The organism is Bacillus sp. FSL R9-9492 (assembly GCF_038007365.1).
GTDB lineage: Bacteria > Bacillota > Bacilli > Bacillales > Bacillaceae_G > Bacillus_A > Bacillus_A mycoides.
Window position 1 is genome coordinate 1,025,105 of sequence record NZ_JBBOXC010000001.1, and the last position, 20,654, is coordinate 1,045,758.

Sequence of the window (20,654 nt, forward strand, 5' to 3'; positions counted from 1 at the left end):
ACCGTGATGATGTATTCTTTACTGTCATATATCTGAAGGGAAATGTTAAATAGGAGTCGATTTAACTTTTATTTGGGTTCTCCAAAGAAGTCTGCTTTAGCTAAATAAACAAGGAACCAACTAATAGGTTCCTTGTTTATTTGTATTTAACATGAAATTTAGTGTCTATTATTCCGAAAACAACTTTACAGAGGAACGGATTTTTCCTAGTGAAGCAGCACCTATAGATGAAAGTACCCAATATTCCAATTCTAAAGGTAGGCGAAATGCTTGAATGCTACCATCATTGTTTTTTTATTAATATGATTGGTGTATTTACTCTAGTTGTAGTGAAATCGTCCGTTGTTATCATTCCTACTGTATCATTAATAAACATCTGCATAATATGTAATTAGTACTATTTTATTCTTTAAATAGTTCCGGCTTCTCCACTCTAAATGATTGCACCTCACCGCACTCTAAACAAAATGTGGTTAATAGTTTGGAACGCTTCCCTCCTGAAAAGAATCTACTAGATTCATCCTCACAAACATATGCATGATAAGCAGATCCAACTCTGCCTTCTTTAAATGTAGTAGAACCACAATTCTCGCATCGTTTATTTTTCATGCTATTAACACCTCATTTGATTGGTATTTATTTTGCTGTGTTTTTAAGATAGAAGTAAAGTAACTTAGTTATAAATGATGTTTTCGACATGATACAACATACCCCTTTATATATCCGCAAGTAAAACAACATAATACCCTATAAATCTCTATAACAATATGATTTTCCATATATCATTTAATGTTTATCGGAAAAATAAGTATTAAAGTATTGAGTTTTATTATTCTGATGATTATAATAAATAAAAAACAAACAATTCTTATGTTGAGAAGTGGAGGGACGGGCCCTATGAAACTTCGGCAACCTCGTTTTAGACGAAAGGTGCCAAATCCTGCAGGTGAAAAAAACACCTGAAAGATAAGAGCAGTTCACTTAGTCAAGAAGGCTACTCTTATTTCGATAAGAGTAGCTTTTTTTATGGCTAAAAGATAAAGGGGGAATAGGTAGTGGAGTATGGTTTTTGGTTGCCGATTTTTGGGGGATGGCTTCGAAATGTAGATGATGAATCTATGCCCCCTACGTTTGAGTATGCAAAACAAACAGCGCAAGCGGCAGAACAATTAGGTTTTTCAACAACACTTATAGCAGAATTAAATTTAAATGATATAAAAGGTGTTTCGGCACCAAGTTTAGAAGCGTGGACAACTGCGGCAGCACTTGCTGCAGTAACGGATCGATTAGAGATTATGACAGCTGTAAGACCTGGATTCCATAATCCAGCAGTTACAGCGAAAATGGCAGCAAATATCGATCAATTAAGTAATGGCCGTTTTACATTGAATGTAGTTTCAGCATGGTGGGAAGAAGAAGCGAGGCAGTACGGCGGGGTATTTACCGCACATGATGAACGGTATGATCGTACAGAGGAATTTGTAACAATTTTGAAGGAGCTTTGGAAAGAAGAAGAGTTTTCTTATAAAGGGAACTTTTATGAGCTTCATCATACACATTTAAGTCCAAAACCTGTGCAGAAACAAGGCATTAAGATCTATGCAGGTGGTGAGAGTGAGCGAGGAAAAGAGGTCATTGTAAATCACGCGGATGCATATGTAATGCATGGCGGAACAGTGGAAGAAGTATTTGTGAAAATAGAAGATATGAAGAATCGTAGAAAGAAAGTCACAGAGGAGCCATTGCAGTCATTCGGGCTCGCGGCTTATGTCATTTGTCGTGATACAGAAGAAGAGGCGTTAGAAGAATGGAGACGTATAACGGATGTGAAAGACGATGCTTTAGGTTACGCGGGTTATCAAGACTTTATTAGTAAATCGCATTTGGAACAGCAAGTGAAGCTCAATGATTATTCCGTATCTAATCGCGGGTTACGTCCTAATTTAATCGGAACACCAGAACAAATTGCAGAAAGGATACTTGCTTTTGAAAAAGTGGGTGTTACGTTATTACTTTTACAATTTTCGCCACAGCTTGAAGAGATGAAACGATTTTCTGAAAAAGTGATGCCGTTAGTTGAAGCAAAAAGAAAGGAATTGATTACAAATGAGTAAAATTTACATATTACATGAGAATAAGGAATGGACGGATCATTTAGTGAAAAGATTGGAAGAACTGGAGTTACCTTATGAGGAGTGGTTTTTAGATGAAGGAACTGTTTCGTTAGAACAAGAACCTCCCCAAGGTGTTTTTTATAGCCGTATGAGTGCCTCTTCACATACGAGAGGGCATCGATATGCACCTGAATTGACTGAAGGGGTTCTTGCTTGGCTAGAGGGATACGAACGAACAGTATTTAATGGGTCTCGTGCATTACGCCTTGAAGTAAGTAAATTGAATCAATATGCAGCATTAAGAAATTTTGGGATACAAGTACCGAAAACAATTGGTGCTGTTGGCCGTGATAATATAGTAAAAGCAGCAAGGGAGTTAGGGGAAGTACCGTTCATTACAAAGCATAACCGTGCAGGTAAAGGCCTTGGTGTTCAACTGTTTCATTCCATTGATGCTTTAGAACAATATTTGGATGGTCCGACATTTGAAGAACCTATTGATGGAATTACTTTAATCCAGCAATATATTGAAGCGCCAGAACCATATATTACACGTTGTGAGTTTGTAGGCGGTCAGTTTGTATATGCAGTTAAAGTAGATACATCAGAAGGATTTGAGCTTTGCCCGGCAGATGTATGCTCTATTCAAGATGCTTTTTGCCCAGTAGGAGAAGAGAGTAAGAAAGAGTCGTCAACAAAATTTGAAATTATATCGGACTTCCAAGAGCCAATTATTGAAAAGTACAAAGAGTTTTTGAAAGAAAATAAAATTACCGTTGCTGGTATTGAATTTATTCGCAGTTCGGATGGAACAATTTATACGTATGATATTAATACAAACACAAACTATAATTCTGACGCAGAGTCTGTAGCGAATCAATTTGGTATGCTTGAGCTTGCTAAATTCCTTGGAAGAGAATTAGAGAAACAAGTAGAGTCAGTTAAATAATGTTGATTAAAAAATAAGGTTTTGGTGCAAATATAGGAAAAAGAAGAGATAGCACATTTTATCGGTGAAAGATCGTTCGTTAGAGGAGCTGTAGTTGCTGGGAAAAGTTTAGGATACCCTGATGCAGGTTGGGGTTATCTTTACGGAGATTTCGGGTAGTTTGAAATAGAAATTAGAAGAACCCCTCTACCTTAAGGTGGAGGGGTTTTTAAATTTAGTGAAATGGTATATTAATGTGGCTTAGAAGCAAATGATTTCGGTGCGGAGTTCAAGGTTAAATGGGCTGAAGTTAATAAGTAGTCTGCTATATGATGTTTAAGAAAGGGCACTCCATTGAGGGAGTGCCCTTTTCGTAATTCATGATATAGAATCTCTTTATATTACCAGGAGTCACCGTGGCTGGATTGCATGTACATAATTGTACTAGATTTAGTCGAATTAACCTGTTCTTTAGAATCTGATTGTGAAGGGAATGCTAACCCTATAGATAAAGCAGCTGAAAGTGCTAAGCCTAAAATCGTTCCAAAAAGTTTTTTCATTATTTTAACGCTCCTTTTTCGAAAGTTTTTTCTTTAGCTTGATGACTAATATAAAAGTATTTACTAGCTTTTACAGTGTCGTTTTCTTCGTAAAACTTGATTGCTAATTTTTCAGTGTATTCTTGTGTGTAATTAAATAGTTGTTGCTTATCAAAAAATGAGATAGCTTCCCAAGATAATTCTTCGAGAATAGTAGCTGGAACACCTTTATTCATACAATCTAAAATTTTGAAATGATATAGGTATTCTTTATTGTCTAATTGCTCACAAATCGCCAACCCTCGTTCGATCAACTCGGCCGATTGATTAACTTCACCGAGTTTGAAATGTTCTCTAGCTTGAAGGAAAAGGGCTTTAAAATGCTCCGGAGTTTTAGTTGTTACTTCTGATAAGTGTCGAATTGCTAAAGTGGATAAGTTTTGGTTACTATATAAAAAACCTAAATTATTGCGGACTCTTAATATTAGGGAATCCTCATTATTTTTACGTAAAATATCTATTGCAGAATTAAATTTTTCTTCTGCTACAGGGAATTGTTTTATATCAATACATGCTAAACCGTATAAGTTCTCACAAGCGGCAACATTATTTTCATAACCATTATGTTTGGAGAAAATCTCTTTAGCTTTAGTCACATGTTGAATTGCTAATAGAGGTTGATAGGTATGAAGATAGAAGTTAGCAAAACGATAGCTAAACTCGCCTATTTCAAGATCGTCATGAATATGTTGTAATAGCGTTTCGGCTTTTTCGTAGTATTCCCAGGCTTCATTGTTGTTTGAAATTAGTGTGGCGTGAATCCCTTTGAAAAAGTGATAATAATAAGACAACGATTCATTTTTGGGTATATCCAGTGAATCAATTGTCTGGAAGCTTGTTGGTGTGATGCTTAAATGATCAAGCAGAACTTTAAAGCGAAAAGTAAGAAGTGAGTAATGGAATAGTAAATTTGGATCTTCATTAATACTTTTTATGTGTGTATCAATCTCTGTTTTTAAATATTTTGCTTCTTTTAGGTGCTGGGCACGTATCTCTTGATACCAATTATTTAAAAGTTGTGTGATCATATCTTTTGTTTTTAGATGACTTACCATAATTCTCCCCGCTTTCTACTATGTTTATTTGTATATTGGTATGTATATACTAGCAAGAAATTAAGTGTGATAGAGGGATGTATTGCAAGAAAAAAACTTTTTCAATAATTTTCTGATAATTTAAAAGGTAATTAGAATATAAATAGAAAAGGAATTTAATAGGATTCCTTAGGTGATGATCATTTATTTATTGCCAAAAAATAAGTGAATCGAGCGAATATGACTATTGCACTTAAAATAAATAACAACCTTTTTGTAAAGTGAGTCTACATAAACCGATTCAGAATCTAATAAGAATCCATATGGAAAGTATTCATTCAAGTAACAAACAGCCCAAGTTCCAATGAGGAACTTGGGCTGTTTGTTATTTCCTTTCCTAGCACTACTCTATCGCCATCAAAACAAAAGAACGAGTGATCCGACTTTATGGTTATGTGCAAAACATAAACTAGTAGAAGTTTTGTATTTTTTTATCCTACGCATCCCACCCTGCACAAAAAAATATTTCTCAATATTTAATTGTTGAAAAACATTGAATATTCTCTATAAAGAGAATATTATGTTGCTATCGGCAAAAAAAACGATAATTCGCAGACACTGGGGAGGAAATGCATTGAAAAAGAATAAGAAGTTAAAACCATTATCAGTTTTAGCAACAGCGGCAGTACTAAGTAGTAGTTTTGCTTTTGGAAGTCATGCGGCGTATGCTGATTCGCCATCATCTCTACCAATAGATGAGCATTTAATACCGGAGGAGCGTTTGGCAGAAGCGCTAAAACAACGGGGCGTAATTGATCAATCTGCATCACAAGCTGAGACGTCAAAGGCTGTCGAGAAATATGTTGAGAAAAAGAAAGGGGAAAACCCTGGTAAAGAAATCTTGACAGGAGATAGTCTTACGCAAGAAGCTTCTGATTTTATGAAAAAAGTAAAAGATGCAAAAATGAAGGAAAATGAACAGGCGCAGCAGCCAACAGTAGGGCCAGTAGCTGGACAAGGTGCAGGATTGAATTCTAGTAAATTAAATGGAAAAGTACCTACTGCACCAGCGAAGCAAGAAGAGTACAACGGTGCTGTTCGAAAAGATAAAGTACTTGTTTTACTTGTAGAATTTAGCGATTTTAAGCATAACAATATTGATCAAGAGCCAGGATACATGTATTCTAAGGACTTCAATCGTGAACATTATCAAAAAATGTTATTTGGTAATGAACCATTTACGTTATTTGATGGATCGAAGATTAATACATTTAAACAATATTATGAAGAACAATCTGGCGGCAGCTACACAGTTGATGGAACTGTAACGGAATGGCTTACTGTTCCAGGGAAAGCTTCGGATTATGGTGCGGATGCGGGAACTGGCCATGATAACAAAGGTCCTTTAGGGCCGCGTGATCTTGTGAAAGAAGCATTAAAAGCAGCGGTAGCAAAAGGAATTAACTTAGCTGATTATGATCAATTTGATCAATACGATCAAAATGGTGATGGAAATAAAAACGAGCCAGATGGCATTATTGATCATTTAATGGTTGTACATGCTGGCGTTGGTCAAGAAGCTGGCGGCGGTAAATTGAAAGATGATGCGATTTGGTCTCATCGTTCAAAACTTGGATCAAAACCATATGCGATTGATGGCACAAAATCTTCTGTTTCGAATTGGGGCGGAAAGATGGCTGCATACGATTATACAATCGAGCCTGAAGATGGAGCGGTTGGTGTGTTTGCGCATGAGTATGGTCATGATTTAGGCTTACCAGATGAGTACGATACAAAGTATTCAGGACAAGGTGAACCTGTTGAGTCATGGTCTATTATGAGCGGCGGCAGCTGGGCTGGAAAAATTGCAGGAACAGAGCCAACAAGTTTCTCACCACAAAATAAAGAGTTTTTCCAAAAGAATATGAAGGGTAACTGGGCGAATATCGTTGAGGTAGATTATGATAAACTTCGCACGGGAGTCGGTGTTGCAACATATTTAGATCAAAGTGTTACAAAATCAAAACGACCAGGAATCGTTCGTGTTAACTTACCAGACAAAGATATTAAAAATATCGAGTCAGCATTTGGTAAGAAGTTTTATTACAGTACAAAAGGAAATGACATTCATACAACACTTGAGACACCAGTATTTGACTTAACAAATGCAAAGGATGCTAAGTTCGATTATAAGGCATTCTACGAACTTGAAGCGAAGTATGATTTCCTTGACGTATATGCGATTGCAGAAGATGGAACGAAGACACGTATTGATAGAATGGGCGAAAAAGATGTAAAAGGCGGCGTGGATACAACTGATGGTAAGTGGGTTGATAAATCATACGATTTAAGCCAATTTAAAGGGAAAAAAGTAAAACTGCAATTTGAGTATTTAACAGATATTGCAGTAGCTTATAAAGGATTTGCGTTAGATAATGCTGCATTAACTGTAGATGGAAAAGTTGTTTTCTCAGATGATGCAGAAGGCGGGCCAGCAATGACGTTAAAAGGATTTACTGTATCTAACGGATTGGAACAGAAAAAAAATAACTACTATGTAGAGTGGAGAAATTACGCTGGTTCTGACACGGCGTTACAACATGCGCGTGGTCCAGTCTTTAATACAGGAATGGTTGTATGGTATGCGGATCAAAGCTTTACAGATAACTGGGTAGGTGTTCATCCAGGTGAAGGATTCTTAGGAGTAGTAGATTCTCATCCAGAGGCAATCGTAGGTACATTAAACGGACAACCGACTGTGAAGAGCAGTACGCGTTATCAAATTGCCGATGCGGCATTCTCATTTGATCAAACGCCAGCATGGAGAGTAGATTCGCCAACTCGCGGTATCTTTGACTATAAAGGATTACCAGGCGTTGCAAAATTTGATGACTCTAAGCAGTACATCAACAGCGCTATTCCAGATGCAGGACGTAAGTTGCCGAAACTAGGATTGAAGTTTGAGGTAGTAGGTCAAGCTGAAGACAAATCTGCAGGTGCAGTTTGGATTCATCGATAGAATAAGGTGAAACTATGAGAGCTGTCCATAAGTTGGTGAAACTGACTTATGGACAGCTCTTTTCTTATTCTAGAAACGTGGCAGTTTAGTTTAGGAACCAGTTCATTGGAAAGGAAGATATAAAATTCATTTTCAATAAAAACGAGAAATGATATCGTTAGATGATTTCCTTTTCCTTCCACATGAGAGGTATAAAACAAAGGGAGAAAGTCAGTAGCGGTCCTGTTATATTCTGCATAGCAGCGATTTATATATCGAGAAATCAAAATAGATTTATGTAGCATGTCGCTTTAGTTTTAAAAGTAGAAATAAATCAGCAAATTACAATGTAGCATGATTCAAATTAATTGAAATGCATGAGCAAAAATACATTCTCATACGAAATTTTTATTAAATTACAAAATACTTATCAGATTTGATTGTAAGAAATGATAAGTATAATTGATTTTTTATGATGTACAGAAAAAATTAATTATCACATCCCTTTATTTTCACACTAGAACCTAAAAAGAGGTTCTGTTACAAAGTTTTTTAACAAGAAAAAGTTATGTTGCAAAAAGGGTTGTGCCTATTAATTATATGAAGAGAGGCATGTAGTGTGTTACTAGACAAAAATACTTGATACACCAATGTTACCTTCACTCACCCTCCTCATTATTATAAGCTAATAGTGGTTCGTACATCATTATAGCGTGATTCTCCGTTACATATTGGTCTTCTATAAACTGTTTCTGTTGAGTATATACTTTACGTTGAATAACATTATGTCGTATATAACCACCCCAGTATGCAGATTGGATTGAGTGTTCTTTTTCATATACTTCATATTGATAAAGCTGCGGATGGGCAATTCTCCACTCACCGACTAAATGCTTATCTGTAATATAAAGGTGAAGTTGATACGATTGGTCCGTTTCATTTTTGATTTGTAAATCCAAATAATTATAAGAACAAGTCGCTCCACTTCCAAATGGTTGGGTCCGCTTGGAATCAGGAAAGACATCAAAACTATGACGATATCGCTCTGTTACTGTCAATGGTGTATGTAAGGTCATCCAATATATTAAATTTGAAAGCTGACAAAGCCCTCCTCCAATGCCTGCTTGAAAAGATCCATAGTGTAGTATCATGCCCTCTACATACCCTTTTCTCCTCGTAGGCTTACCTATTAAACGCCAGTAAGAGAATGTTTCTCCCGGTCTAATGACGATACCATTTAGTTGTTTAATAGCAATCTTCAAATTAACAACTTTATTCTGTTGATACCACATATCTACATCTTTGAGCTTACGAAGTAGTATCGTTCGATGCTGAATCGCTGTATAGGGTAACTTTTCTTGTTGAAACGTTTTTGCATATGTTTTTCCATCTGCTAACCACTGAATGTACCTCTTTGTAGAGTAATACCATGTCCCTAGTAGAATGCGATACTTAGACCGCTGTTTAGGACGTAAGTTCACTAAATTCATTTTATTTCCTCTCTCCATCGTTTTCATATGTTACCATTTCCGTAATTACGATCCCAATCAATTGTCGTATTAATGCCTTTGAATTTACCCAAGTTTTCCCGCACAGAACTGTAATATTAATTGTCGCATTCTCTCGTTTTTTAACTACATTCTTATATGTATATCCATCAATGAAATGTACTTTTCTTAGCTGCATAGTAATTAACATAAATAGATAAAAGACGCAAAAAAACAGTATAATTAATCTAATGGGGACCTTGTTTTTTCCATTTTTCGAATTGCTTATAGTCATGTGAAACTCTGCCTCAATATGATAAATTCAAATAAACACATTATAAATATAAAGGATAACCTTAAACAAAGAATAATGAAAATTAAAGGAATTCTAAAGAATTAATATATTTTTACTAAATATTGATTGATAATAAGTTGTTTTTTGAGACTTTACTAGGTTCTGTTGCAAAGTTTCTTAGCAAATAAAAAGTTAAGTTAATTACAATGAATCATGTTAAAAGGTATGTTCTCAGGATTATATTGTGATTTTAATGGAGATAGCATTGTTTTTTAGGCTACATTTTAGCGAAATAAAAGCTCAAAAAGCGATATGTATATTTACAATGTTACATTAGTGTTTTTCTTTTTATTTATCCCGCATTAACGGGCAGTAAAACTCCCACCTTAAAATGCGGCTGGAGCAAAGAAGTTAGGTGGGAGATCAACTGCCCGTAAACGCCTGATTGGTGAAGGCTAATAATCAGTGGGGGATGAACAAAACCCCCACTGATTAAAGTTTCACTTTATATATTCGCAAGTAAAATAGCATAATATCAGTATGAATCCCTATAGTGATATGAATTTTTGCATATTTTGAAATTCAGTATATCCTCCGAAAAGTTTTAATTGTATAATGTGTTTTGTCATATTCTTTTAGATTTTTCGACAAAAAATAACAAAAATAGAAGACGTATTGGGAGAATGCATTATGTACATAAAACTATTAAAATCAATTACATCATTATCACTTATTGGAGGTGCTTTATTATATACAAATGGCAGTGATGTGAAAGCTGCTGAAGCGGGCGTTTTTTCTGATGTACCAACATCGCACTGGTCCTATCCTGCGATTAAAGACTTAGCGAGCAAAAATATTATTTCAGGCTATGGAAATGGAAAGTTTGGTTTTGGTGATGTTGCGACGAGGGAGCAAGTTGCAGCTTTAATTTATCGTGTGTTAGTACCGAATAAGCAAGGCGGTACGTTTAGTAATCATGGTGCTCGTTATGTATTACAAGATGGGTCTACTTTAAATAATCCGTATGGAGATATTCGCTCAGGTTCTACAATGTTTCCGGAAGAGGTTTTAACGTTAACGAAATTGGGGATTTTTAAAGGTGATGGAAATGGCGGTTTTAGACCGAAAGATTCTGTTAGCCGCGCAGAAATGGCGCAAATTATTAAAAATGCGTTCCAAGTTTCAGCTAAACAAAAACATACATTTAATGATGTTCCAAATGGATTTTGGGCAGAAAATGCGATTAGTGCGGTGCAGTCAAACGGGATTGCATCTGGTACAGGAGACGGGAAATTTGAACCAGCTAAAACGGTAACGCGTGAACAGTATGCACAGTTTTTATATAATGCATTGAAATATAAAAAGCCTGAGGTTGCGGTGCAAGATACAGGAGATGCGGCATTATTAGCAGCATTCAAAAATGAAGTACAAACGCGTATTAATACGTATGAAACGAATATTACACTTCCATATAAAACGAAAAACAGTAATACAAAAGAAGTGATGAATACACTTTTCACCGCATATAAAGAAGTCGCAAGTAAAAATGAGTATACAAATTATAATAGATCGAATGTTTCATACTCACTATCTGGATCGCCAGGGAATTATACGTTTACGCTAAATATTACATATCGTGAAACGAAAGAACAAACAGAATATGTGATGAAACAAGCGAAAGCGATCGTTTCTTCTATTATTCAAGTCGGGATGGATGATCATGAAAAAGTGAAGGCGATTCATGATTATGTTGTAAAACATGTTTCTTACGATACGTCTTATAAAGCGTATACAGCATATGAGGCACTCGCGAATCGTTCTGCCGTTTGCCAAGGTTACACACTATTAACCTATCAATTATTAAAAGAAGCTGGAATTGAGAATCATTTTGTAGTAGGAACTGGAGACGGTCAGCCTCATGCTTGGAATTTAGTGAAAATCGATAACAAATGGTACCATCTTGATACAACATTTGATGATCCAGTGCCAGATGTACAAGGCCGCGTAACGTATTCATATTTCAACTTATCAGATGAGCAAATCGCAAGAAATCATGAGTGGAACCGCGTGGACTATCCGCAGGCTACTACAAACTATTATAGTACATTAACAAATAAAATTGCGACAGGTGGTACGAAAACACCTGCATATCAGCAAATATTAAAAGATACAAAGTTAAATTATTTAGGAAATGAATATATCGCAAATAACTATAATGAATTCAAAAATAAAATGCAGCAACGTTATAGCACAAAGTCAGCAAAGATTGAAATTCTTTATAAACAATCAATGGATGGCGCATTGCAAGATGTGAAAAAAGTAATTGGAGAAATCGGTTATCCGCAAGGAGCGAACCGTGTTTCTTATAAAGCTGAGCCGTATAATGCGAAAGAAGGATATTCTTTAGTGACGATTACGTTTATGTATTGATAGTGAAAAAAGCATCTATTTCAGATGCTTTTTTATTATTTTTATTCGACATAATATGACAAAGGAACATAATTGCATCTGTTATGATAACTTTGAAAATTTTACATTTTGGAGGATTAGTAATGGGCAAAAAGAAGATTTTTGCTGTGTTAATAGGAATCGTAGTTTTAATTGTAATTATTAATGTAGTTGTTACGAAAGGGAAGACGGCATCAACTAGTGAAAGAATGTACACTGAGAAAGAATATAATAAATTAGTAGATGAGCATTTTGAAGAAACGCAAAAGTTAAAAGGTGATAAGAGTGCATTAGAAACTGAAAATAAATCTCTTGATGCACAAGTTAAGAAGTTAAAAGATGAATTAGCGAAAAAAGAGCAACAAGTAGCGCAGCAGCCAGTTCAACAAGAACAGCCAAAACAACAACCAGAGCAACCAGCACCAACTCCACAGCCGGAAACGAAAGAAGAGCCTAAAACAGAACAGCCTACGGATGCATTCGCAAATCCTGTGAAAAGTATAAATAAAACAGAGGCAATGAATAAAGTGAAAGAAAAGGCGAAGCAAGACTTCCAAGATGACTATATGACGCAAAACTTTGTTGCTGAGGAGCAATCAAAAGCATTTGACTTCTTAAATGGAGTAGAAATCAAATCACAAGAAGAATTAAATGTGATGAAGAAGGCATTGAAAGATTTTCCTAACGATTTTATGACAGTGAAGTTTGTTTATGAAGAGCAAATGAAGGCGAAGAATAAGCAGGGGTAATACTAAAAACGCTATCTTTTAAAAAGGTAGCGTTTTTTATTTATTGTGGATCAAATAACTTACCTACATTTGACATATACAGTCTAACTGTATAAAATGAAACTATACAGTTGAACTATATAGTTTGGCTATATATTTATCGTTACACTGGAGGTCTTTATGAATAGAGATAAAAATTTACCATTAACGGAAACAACGTATTACGTTCTTTTAGCTTTATTAGAGCCAGCACACGGATATTTAATTATGCAAAAGGTGGAGGAACTGAGTAATCATCAAGTGAAAATCGCGGCGGGTACATTATATGGTGCGGTTGAAAATTTATTAAAGCAACAATTAATAGAATCCGTAAAAAGTGAAGATAAACGAAGAAAAGTGTATGTCATTACTGAACGCGGGAAAGAAGTATTACATTTAGACTTTATGAGAATGCAGCACATTATTGGGGTTACAAAAAGCTTATTAAATGTATAGTTAGGGGGAAGCGAAGATGTGGAGATTGAAATTCTTTTTAGACTTTGAGAAAGAGGAAAAATGGTTAGAAGAGATGGCTTGGAAAGGCCATCAACTAAAAAGTAATACATTCGGTTATAAATTTAGAATCGCAGAACCGGAAGATGCGACAATTAAAATAGATCATAGAATATTTAATAGAAGAAAAGATTTTATTAATTACTGTACGTTATTTGAAGATAGTGGCTGGAAGCATATAGCCGGTAATTGGTGGTCAGGCACGCAATATTTTAAAAAGGTAGATGAGGAAAGTGAAGATGACATTTTTTCAGATCAAATGTCACGAGCAGGGAAGTACAAGCGTCTATCTAAGACATTTTTAGAATTGGCGATATGTTATTTGCCGCTGTTAATCCTATTTATGTTTAATAATACGGTTAATATAGGAGCGATTATAAATCCAAGAGAACTGTACTTTACACCGGGGTTATGGGATAAGCAAGGCGCAGCATTTTTAGGATCATTCTTATTTGAAACGCCATTTGCATTAATGAGAGGAATTGCAGGGCTATTTATCCCAGTTATGATTGGTATGTTTTTCTTTTTCTCATATAAAGCAAATCGATTGTATGAAGAGAGAAAATACTAAGAGGATCCCCTTAAAGCCGATGCTTTGAGGGGGATTCTTTTGAATTTGTAAATGGTGTACTTGGTTAGCTTGATGGCGGATGTGGTACTACCCCATCGCTATCAAGCTAAGCTCATACAACGTCAATTATAGTAGAGAGTGTTTCTTTTTTCTAAAGGTTATGTGTAAGGAATTTAAAGATTTGCATACGAAATAAACCCTAACGGGTTTCATTTTTTTGAATTAAGCCGCTTGATTATCAGACATGGTACAATTGTAAACGACACCTAATATATCAAAGACTGTTTTCTTCTCATACCTATGGGATTTTCGCCCATTTTTCTGTAGAAGATTGAACAAACGAAGTAGTATCTTTGATATCTCTTGAGTGTCTTTTTGTAAAGCTTGATAAAGAAGTGGAAAATAATCTTTGATGATATAAATCGCTTTATATTCACTCAACTCTCGTTTCTTCTTGGTGAGGAGTAATTGGCGCATTTGAAACATAGTGGAGGAACAAAGGAGGATACTAATTAACTGTCCGTATAAATGACACTCTAATCGTTCTAATTTTACAGAATTACAGTGATGAATACGAAAAAATGATTTCCATGTTTTAAAGATAAGTTCAATTTGCCACCGTAAAGAGTAAAAATCGTATACTTGTTCTTTTGGTAGGTATTCCGAAGGGATATTTGTAATGTAAAAGTTAATCGCACTAAGCAGTTTACTGCGTTCTTTATAGGTAATTTGCTTTTTGTGTTCTTTAGATGCTAAATCCTTTTGTCTACGTTTCATTTGCGTTTCAGTTAATTTATACAAAATTAGTCTTGCAGGAAGCTTTTGATACATTCCAATATAAATCTCAGGAATTTCATATGTTTCACCTGACTGTAATTGGTCAATGAATTGCTCCATATCTAATTGGATGTACTCAGAGTGCTTTTTTATTGTTCCATTTTGAAAGTATTCAGGCTCTTTATTCTTCTGATATATACGTGTATTGAGCTTTAATCTTGAAATAAAATAAGCATTACACTCTTTTATCGTATGTAAGTCTTTTAAATCGAAGTATCCTAAATCACGTATACATACATCGTTCGGTTGAAGGGACGTTAAACAAGTAGAACCATACGTTTTATCATTGTGCTTTCCTGATCCTACATGAACATGTAGAAACTGACCACTTAGTAAATCATACTCTAGTTGAATTTTCACGCCAGCATTTTGACCACTACCACCTGAACCTTGATATGTAGAAGTGAATTTATCTGGAATCTGAAAATGTGTAGAATCCAATACACGAATACGTCGAAAATAGTTTGTATACAAAGTTGGAATCTTGCTAGAAGAACCAACTTGTTGGTGAAGTAAATATGCTAAGAGCTGTTGTAAAAACAGAACAGCCTGGGAATTAAAACGTTGATTGAGTCCTTCTGGACTCATAGAAATGCCTGTGTTAGCTTCTAACTGACTACATAATTGTGTCAATGAAGTATGGGCTATGTTTCGACTTAACCAAATACATAGGGCCACTAAATCTTGTGCGCGGTATTTACTTTTTCGTTTCACAAATCCTACATTTTTAGCTAATTGCTCTAAAGCATCAGGTGACATATATCGCTGCAACTCTTTAGAAAACAATTCTAGTTCATTAGAAATAGATAAGTTCATATCAAAAACGCCATCCTTTCCTATGATTCTACAGAAAGAATAACGTTTTTTCGTTTTATGGATACAATTTCTCTTTAGCTTGATGGTGATGTGGCGAGACCTCATATCAAGCGATATTTAGCGAATTTTCACCACAAATTATCTTTGTCTTCCTATTGGGGAGACGGTACCACTTCTTTGAAAGAGAAAAAACAGAAAATCTTGAGGTCTTATGTAGGCTGATGAGGCTCTAGAACATGAAAAAGTTCATTCGATTGTGTTTGATGAGTTACCTCCTCATTCGATTGTGATGCAGTTGACTGCAATAGTGTTATCAAATGCAGCGCTGTTGATTGTTGGAGGCGAAGGTGGTCTCGAAGGTTACGTAAAAGGAGTAGGGATTGGTTAGCGCCTTCACCTATCCTACCCGAATAAGGCGGGAAATGGTTTAGTCCTTTGTTACAGAAGGCGGCTTTTTTATGACATCCGCATCATCACCTGTAACGTAAACTTGTGCTGTTTCTTTTTTTAGCTTTTCCTTTATTTGTTTTATTTCTTCTATTTGACGTTTTGTAACCAATACTTTATTTACTTGCACGGGGTGTTTGTTTATTTCAATTTCTTCTTCTTTCAGAGGAATTCGAAGTTCCTCCTCATTTCCTGCTTCTATTACTAATACTTCACGCTTAATAGGAACAGTGAACGTTTTCTGTTCTTCGACGACTTCTTTATGAACCTTTACCTCCCCTATTTGTACTCGTTTTTTTTTTATTTCCAGTTGCTCTTCTCGTAATTGAAGCGTTTTTTCTTTAATTTCATTTGTTTTTTTAGTCGGTTTGTCGATGTTCCTTCTCGAATTCATTGTATAACTAATACCGCCTACGAGTGCTCCTATAACGAGTCCTGTTACGATTGTAAAACCTGTTACCCAACCGATTATGCTACCGATTATCACACCAATAGTAATATACTTTCCCATAGGACCTCCTGAAGTTCTTTTTTATATATGAGGATGGAAAGAAACCTACTTAACTAGAAGTTAAGTAGGTAGGCACAATTAGTCCTCTTTGATAATATCTGTATTACCATGCGATTCAACATCTGCAACTTCTTTACGAAGTACGTCGCGTACTTGTTCTATTTCTTGAACCGAACGTTTATGAGCAGAGACTTCACCAGTGACGACCGTATGCTTTTCTACATCAATTTTTTCAGCAGTTACTGGAATGTGAATCGTTTCTTCTTCTGTAATTGGTTCATCTGTTGGTTCGTGATCAACGGCTCTTTGTTCAATAACGACTTGATCATGTAAAACAGGGACATTCACTGATTGTTCTTCCTCAACAATGTCCTTATGAAGCGTCACATCACCAGTCTCCACACGGTGTTTGTCGATCTCCAATTCTTCAGCACGAAGATCAAGATGTACGTCTTCTGCTGCAAATTCTGTATCGGCAGAGCGATCTATTTCACGTACCTTTTTTCGAGTTTCCTTTTGAGTTCCTTCTTCGTTAAATAAATCAAAAAAGCCCATGATGAAAACCTCCTAAGGGATGTGTTTGGATCTTACAAGTACTAATGTTACCTGTGTGAGTGAAAATATGCGCTTGATTTGGTGCTTGTTTCTAAAAAGGCTTTACTTAGCCATTTGGTATTTACATCCAATTTTTTTATTAGGGATATTTAAAAAAAATCAGAGTCGTTAGCCTTCATGCCTTCATCCTCGATTAACGTGCCCTATCGTACTATAAGGGGTCACCATACATGCCCATCAACTTAAGAAAAATAAACGCCCTAAAACGAAAAAAATGAGCTGACTTCTCAAAGTAACTACCTATAGGGGTACCGTCACATCGCTATCAAGCTAAGGTTTTATTACACCATCAGAACGAAATTTTTAGGCTTTCCTGTAATGAAAAAGCTTATTTATCGTTTTGGGGGTGACTTGTTTTCTTAGCTTGATGGGCATGTGGCGATACCCCCTCTAGAAAATTCTCATAAATTTCCGTAAATAAGCCTAGATTCACTGATAAAAAGGATCAAAGGGGGAGGGAATTATTTTTATGGAACGATAGAGCATTTCAGATACTGTTACACATTCATAATCGTTTCTGTATAAATATCTCATGATACGTTCTAATGCTTCAACTGTCTGAGATGTCTGAGAAAATTCGCTCCCATTCCAATCATGGAGTAGAATGATATTTCCGGGTTTAACCCCTTTTGTTATATATCTAGAAATTTTGCTAGCTGCTGGATTTCTCCAATCCTGAGGATCCTGATGCCATGACCATAGAATAACAAGTTTCCCATTCTGTATAGCTGTATTAATAATTAAATCATTGTGAAGGCCTCCAACTGGACGATAGAGAGTTGGTTTATAGCCAGTGATTTGCTTGATAATTTTATCCGTTTGATCTAATTCGGCAGTTAATTTAGCGGCGGTAATATTTTTGTCATAAATATGATTATAAGTATGATTAGCAATTTCGTGTCCTTCTTTTACTTGCCTTTTTAAAATAGCAGGAAACCTTTTAACTTTATTACCTGCTACGAAAAAGGTTGCTTTCGCATTGTATTTAGCTAAAATATCAAGTATTTGAGGGGTGAAAATAGGATGAGGCCCATCATCAAATGTTATTGCAACTATTTTTTCCTTTGTGTTTACTTCCCAAATTACCTTCCCTGTTTTTTCATATGCCTTACGACTATCTGTAAAAGCATATATGGGTGTTTGTGTGGAACAAAAGGAAATGATTAAAAGAATGAGGACTATCCAATTTTTTTTCACGAATAATACACTCCTATGAGATACAAGTACGTTTAGTTTATGGAGTTATTATCAAATTATTTAATAAGAAATTAAAAAAGTGGAGAGAGGAAAGTGACATGGGTTGAAGGTTAGAAATATCATGGTCTCCTCAGTTGAGGGTTCAATTTTATATTGACGATATTCATCGTATACACTCTCCTTTAATGGCACACTTCTCATATTGTAAATCCTCTACATTTTTGATTAAACATTTTATCATATCTCGGTTGCCACAACTTAACGTACAGGGGGATTATCTAAAATTGTGTCTAAACGTACAATTTTCTTTTTTTGATATGGTGACCCCTATGAGAAATCCTACTTTTTATCTGGTTGTAAGAATCTTGGAGTTTTTGCACCAGAATAGTATTATGTATATCGAGAAAAAATAAAAGACAACTCTAATTAAGAGTTGTCTTTTTGTGTAATAAAATTCACAAAATCTGAAGATATACAAACGACTAAAATACGTTATGGTTATTATAACAAAGGTGAAGAGTATTGAGAATAAAAAGAATATTATAATGAGTTTTGAGCTTTTTGTTAACAAAGTTTCGAAAATAAACTTTTTATAAAGGTTTCCTTTGAATATGATTATTTATTTTGAACATATAATCATGATTATTGTAGTTCGAGGGTTTCCTTATAAACCTTAGCTATATATTTTACAAAATCAATGACGGGATAGTGTATGAGTGAACGGTGCTGCGTAAAATGAATCCCTTCTTTTTCCATTTTTAAAATGAGTTGTTCAATTTTCAACTCTTTTTGTTGTATCCTATTATAATTTTGGTATACAATGTTTTTCCATCGATAGGAGGAACCGTGAAAATAACTTTCTCCTTTTACCCTGTGACTAAATATTATTTCTATTTTTTCTCTACGCTGTTTTTCCTTCATATGCGCTTCCGTTGACTGCATATTTATCGCCTCCTCTTCCCTTTGTGCACGGTCTAACCGTGTAAATAACCCCATCATAGCCAATGTACAGTGATCTTGTTAGGGCTATCTCATCAACTGTATATATTTTTCAAGCGGTTAATCTAACATCTTGGATTTTACATCTAAATAAGTTGTTAGTGTGTACAAAATATCATTACTCTTTTCAGTTTTTACTAAAAATAACAAAATTAGAAAGTAGCGAAAATGCATGAAAGATTAATTGTTTATCAATCTTTATTATAAAACGATTCATTATGGGCATGCATCTTTTTACAATCACCAAGATTTACAACATGACGAGTATCTTCATCCATGAATGTTATTCTCTATTTACTGAGGATAGTTTTTTTATTTAGGCTAATAAGCAACATATCGTATGCCTCAAAACCCTTTTGATATGAAAAAATCATATAGAAATAAAGCGCTCTTAAAGAATTTTGTTACAAATTTATTATGTTTGACTTTAAAAAAGGAACGTAATATTTATTTGTAGAAAATTTTAAGAGTAAAAATAGAATGACTATTTATATGATAAGAAAAGGGGGCACTTATAGATGCTAACAAATGATTTAGATTTCCGATTAGAACCACGTTTAAAAGAACTGTATGAACAACATAAAATAAGAGCGCAGAAGATAGACTGGGGTTATCATGAGTTTTTACCATGGGATAAGGGAATGGACTTTAAAAGAGTTCCTTGGGATGAAAGTCAAGTTACTCTTCCTTCTGGTGTAATTACAGCCATTGAAACAGCTTTATTAACAGAAGTGAATTTACCATGGTTTACAACGTATTTATCTGCAACTTTTAAAGGATCCCTTTCTGTTATTACGGACTTTATTCACACATGGACTTCAGAAGAGGATCAACATTCGAATTTATTGGAGACATATTTACTACTCACTCGAAGTGTGAATCCTAAACGAATACATGAATTAAGAAAGTCAGTCGTTGAGGGTGGATTTGAGCCAGATTTTCATACACCAATCGAAGCCATGACGTATACGACGCTACAAGAGCTTGCAACGATGGTGTTTTACAATAATGTTGCTAAGGTTGCAAGTAAGCATGATCCAGATCTTGCTACATTATTACGCCGTCTTGCAAAAGATGAAACTCTTCATTATGCGTTTTATCGAGACGTGATTCGAATACATTTGGAATTGGAACCCAATTATTGCTATCATATTGCCAATGTGATTAAGAATTTTAAAATGCCAGGTGCCGTCATGCCTGATTTTGAAAATAGGATGGCTGTGATTGCAAAAGAAGCGAATTATGGACCACTACAATATTTTGATCAAGTACTTGATGTAGTGGTTGATTATTGGGGGTTAAAAGACTTACGACCAATTGCACCTTTAGCTGAAAAAGCAAGAATTGAGATTTTGGAATACCACACAAGATTGAAAAAAATACGGGATCGATTTGGTCGTTTTCAAGGGAAAGCTGATCTACGTTAATGAGTGGAGATTTCAGAATATAAGCGGGGTAATTCCCCTGCCCTTTATGGG

Annotated in this window: 17 protein-coding genes, 2 pseudogenes and 1 riboswitch; of the genes and pseudogenes, 8 read left to right on the top strand and 11 right to left on the bottom strand. The window is 35.2% G+C overall.

From position 1 onward, the window contains the following. Positions 1-136: 136 nt before the first annotated feature. Both MKY70_RS05125 and MKY70_RS05130 read right to left on the bottom strand, forming a co-directional pair. Positions 137-367, bottom strand: a pseudogene (locus tag MKY70_RS05125) (hypothetical protein); the annotation flags it as partial. Positions 368-402: 35 nt separating this feature from the next. Then, positions 403-609 carry a hypothetical protein gene (locus tag MKY70_RS05130; RefSeq protein ID WP_088031155.1) on the bottom strand — a complete coding sequence of 69 codons (207 nt, stop codon included), beginning with the start codon at positions 607-609 and terminating at the stop codon, positions 403-405. Positions 610-865: 256 nt separating this feature from the next. Further along, positions 866-973: riboswitch (SAM riboswitch) on the top strand. 82 nt (positions 974-1,055) lie between these two features. Here MKY70_RS05130 and MKY70_RS05135 point away from each other — a divergent pair. Together MKY70_RS05135 and MKY70_RS05140 are read left to right on the top strand one after the other, a co-directional pair. After that, positions 1,056-2,114, top strand: a complete 1,059-nt coding sequence (locus MKY70_RS05135) for an LLM class flavin-dependent oxidoreductase (protein ID WP_085309524.1) — start codon at positions 1,056-1,058, stop codon at positions 2,112-2,114. Beyond that, the gene (locus tag MKY70_RS05140; protein WP_341023549.1) at positions 2,107-3,063 is read left to right on the top strand and encodes an ATP-grasp domain-containing protein; all 957 of its coding nucleotides are present in this window, start codon (positions 2,107-2,109) and stop codon (positions 3,061-3,063) included. The genes MKY70_RS05135 and MKY70_RS05140 overlap by 8 nt, the downstream gene beginning before the upstream one ends. Before the next feature lie 380 nt (positions 3,064-3,443). Here MKY70_RS05140 and MKY70_RS05145 read toward each other — a convergent pair whose 3' ends face one another. Beyond that, complete coding sequence (locus tag MKY70_RS05145) at positions 3,444-3,602, bottom strand: hypothetical protein (protein ID WP_002087237.1); 159 nt, start codon at positions 3,600-3,602, stop codon at positions 3,444-3,446. After that, positions 3,602-4,696: a response regulator aspartate phosphatase gene (locus tag MKY70_RS05150; protein ID WP_341074472.1), complete on the bottom strand. Its 1,095-nt coding sequence runs from the start codon at positions 4,694-4,696 to the stop codon at positions 3,602-3,604. Before MKY70_RS05150 ends, MKY70_RS05145 begins: the two co-directional genes overlap by 1 nt. A gap of 613 nt (positions 4,697-5,309) precedes the next feature. Here MKY70_RS05150 and MKY70_RS05155 point away from each other — a divergent pair. Further along, positions 5,310-7,694 (top strand): immune inhibitor A domain-containing protein, encoded by a 2,385-nt coding sequence (locus MKY70_RS05155; protein WP_341023553.1) that lies wholly within the window; start codon positions 5,310-5,312, stop codon positions 7,692-7,694. Positions 7,695-8,332: 638 nt separating this feature from the next. Here MKY70_RS05155 and MKY70_RS05160 read toward each other — a convergent pair. Together MKY70_RS05160 and MKY70_RS30765 are read right to left on the bottom strand one after the other, a co-directional pair. Beyond that, on the bottom strand, positions 8,333-9,163 hold the full coding sequence (locus MKY70_RS05160) for a VanW family protein (RefSeq protein WP_002087231.1): 831 nt from the start codon (positions 9,161-9,163) through the stop codon (positions 8,333-8,335). An 88-nt stretch (positions 9,164-9,251) separates the two neighbouring features. Beyond that, a pseudogene (locus MKY70_RS30765) lies at positions 9,252-9,455 on the bottom strand (hypothetical protein); the annotation flags it as partial. A gap of 690 nt (positions 9,456-10,145) precedes the next feature. Between MKY70_RS30765 and MKY70_RS05170 the strand changes: the two are divergent. The 4 genes from MKY70_RS05170 (at position 10,146) to MKY70_RS05185 (ending at position 13,754) form a co-directional block, all read left to right on the top strand. Further along, entirely contained in the window at positions 10,146-11,885 is a 1,740-nt protein-coding gene (locus MKY70_RS05170) for an S-layer homology domain-containing protein (RefSeq protein ID WP_341023555.1), read from the top strand. A 122-nt stretch (positions 11,886-12,007) separates the two neighbouring features. Then, positions 12,008-12,652 carry a hypothetical protein gene (locus MKY70_RS05175; protein ID WP_341023557.1) on the top strand — a complete coding sequence of 215 codons (645 nt, stop codon included), beginning with the start codon at positions 12,008-12,010 and terminating at the stop codon, positions 12,650-12,652. Positions 12,653-12,811: 159 nt separating this feature from the next. Continuing rightward, positions 12,812-13,126 carry a PadR family transcriptional regulator gene (locus tag MKY70_RS05180; RefSeq protein ID WP_001078071.1) on the top strand — a complete coding sequence of 105 codons (315 nt, stop codon included), beginning with the start codon at positions 12,812-12,814 and terminating at the stop codon, positions 13,124-13,126. A gap of 16 nt (positions 13,127-13,142) precedes the next feature. Further along, a complete protein-coding gene (locus MKY70_RS05185; protein WP_341023559.1) occupies positions 13,143-13,754 on the top strand; it encodes a DUF2812 domain-containing protein in 612 nt (203 codons plus the stop codon). Between the two features lie 222 nt (positions 13,755-13,976). On the opposite strand, the gene MKY70_RS05190 is transcribed toward MKY70_RS05185, so the two are convergent. From MKY70_RS05190 to MKY70_RS05210, 5 genes are all read right to left on the bottom strand, one after another. Then, positions 13,977-15,407, bottom strand: coding sequence for an IS4 family transposase (locus MKY70_RS05190; RefSeq protein WP_341023561.1), 1,431 nt, complete (start codon positions 15,405-15,407; stop codon positions 13,977-13,979). 427 nt (positions 15,408-15,834) lie between these two features. Beyond that, the gene (locus tag MKY70_RS05195) at positions 15,835-16,365 is read right to left on the bottom strand and encodes a YsnF/AvaK domain-containing protein (protein ID WP_088035507.1); all 531 of its coding nucleotides are present in this window, start codon (positions 16,363-16,365) and stop codon (positions 15,835-15,837) included. Positions 16,366-16,443: 78 nt separating this feature from the next. Further along, the gene (locus tag MKY70_RS05200) at positions 16,444-16,920 is read right to left on the bottom strand and encodes a YsnF/AvaK domain-containing protein (RefSeq protein ID WP_088035509.1); all 477 of its coding nucleotides are present in this window, start codon (positions 16,918-16,920) and stop codon (positions 16,444-16,446) included. Positions 16,921-17,409: 489 nt separating this feature from the next. Then, positions 17,410-18,177, bottom strand: a complete 768-nt coding sequence (locus tag MKY70_RS05205; RefSeq protein ID WP_088032069.1) for a polysaccharide deacetylase family protein — start codon at positions 18,175-18,177, stop codon at positions 17,410-17,412. Between the two features lie 642 nt (positions 18,178-18,819). After that, positions 18,820-19,119 (bottom strand): hypothetical protein, encoded by a 300-nt coding sequence (locus MKY70_RS05210; RefSeq protein ID WP_341023564.1) that lies wholly within the window; start codon positions 19,117-19,119, stop codon positions 18,820-18,822. A 575-nt stretch (positions 19,120-19,694) separates the two neighbouring features. On the opposite strand from MKY70_RS05210, the gene MKY70_RS05215 reads away from it, so the two are divergent. Next, positions 19,695-20,603: an acyl-ACP desaturase gene (locus tag MKY70_RS05215; RefSeq protein WP_088030760.1), complete on the top strand. Its 909-nt coding sequence runs from the start codon at positions 19,695-19,697 to the stop codon at positions 20,601-20,603. Positions 20,604-20,654: the final 51 nt, after the last annotated feature.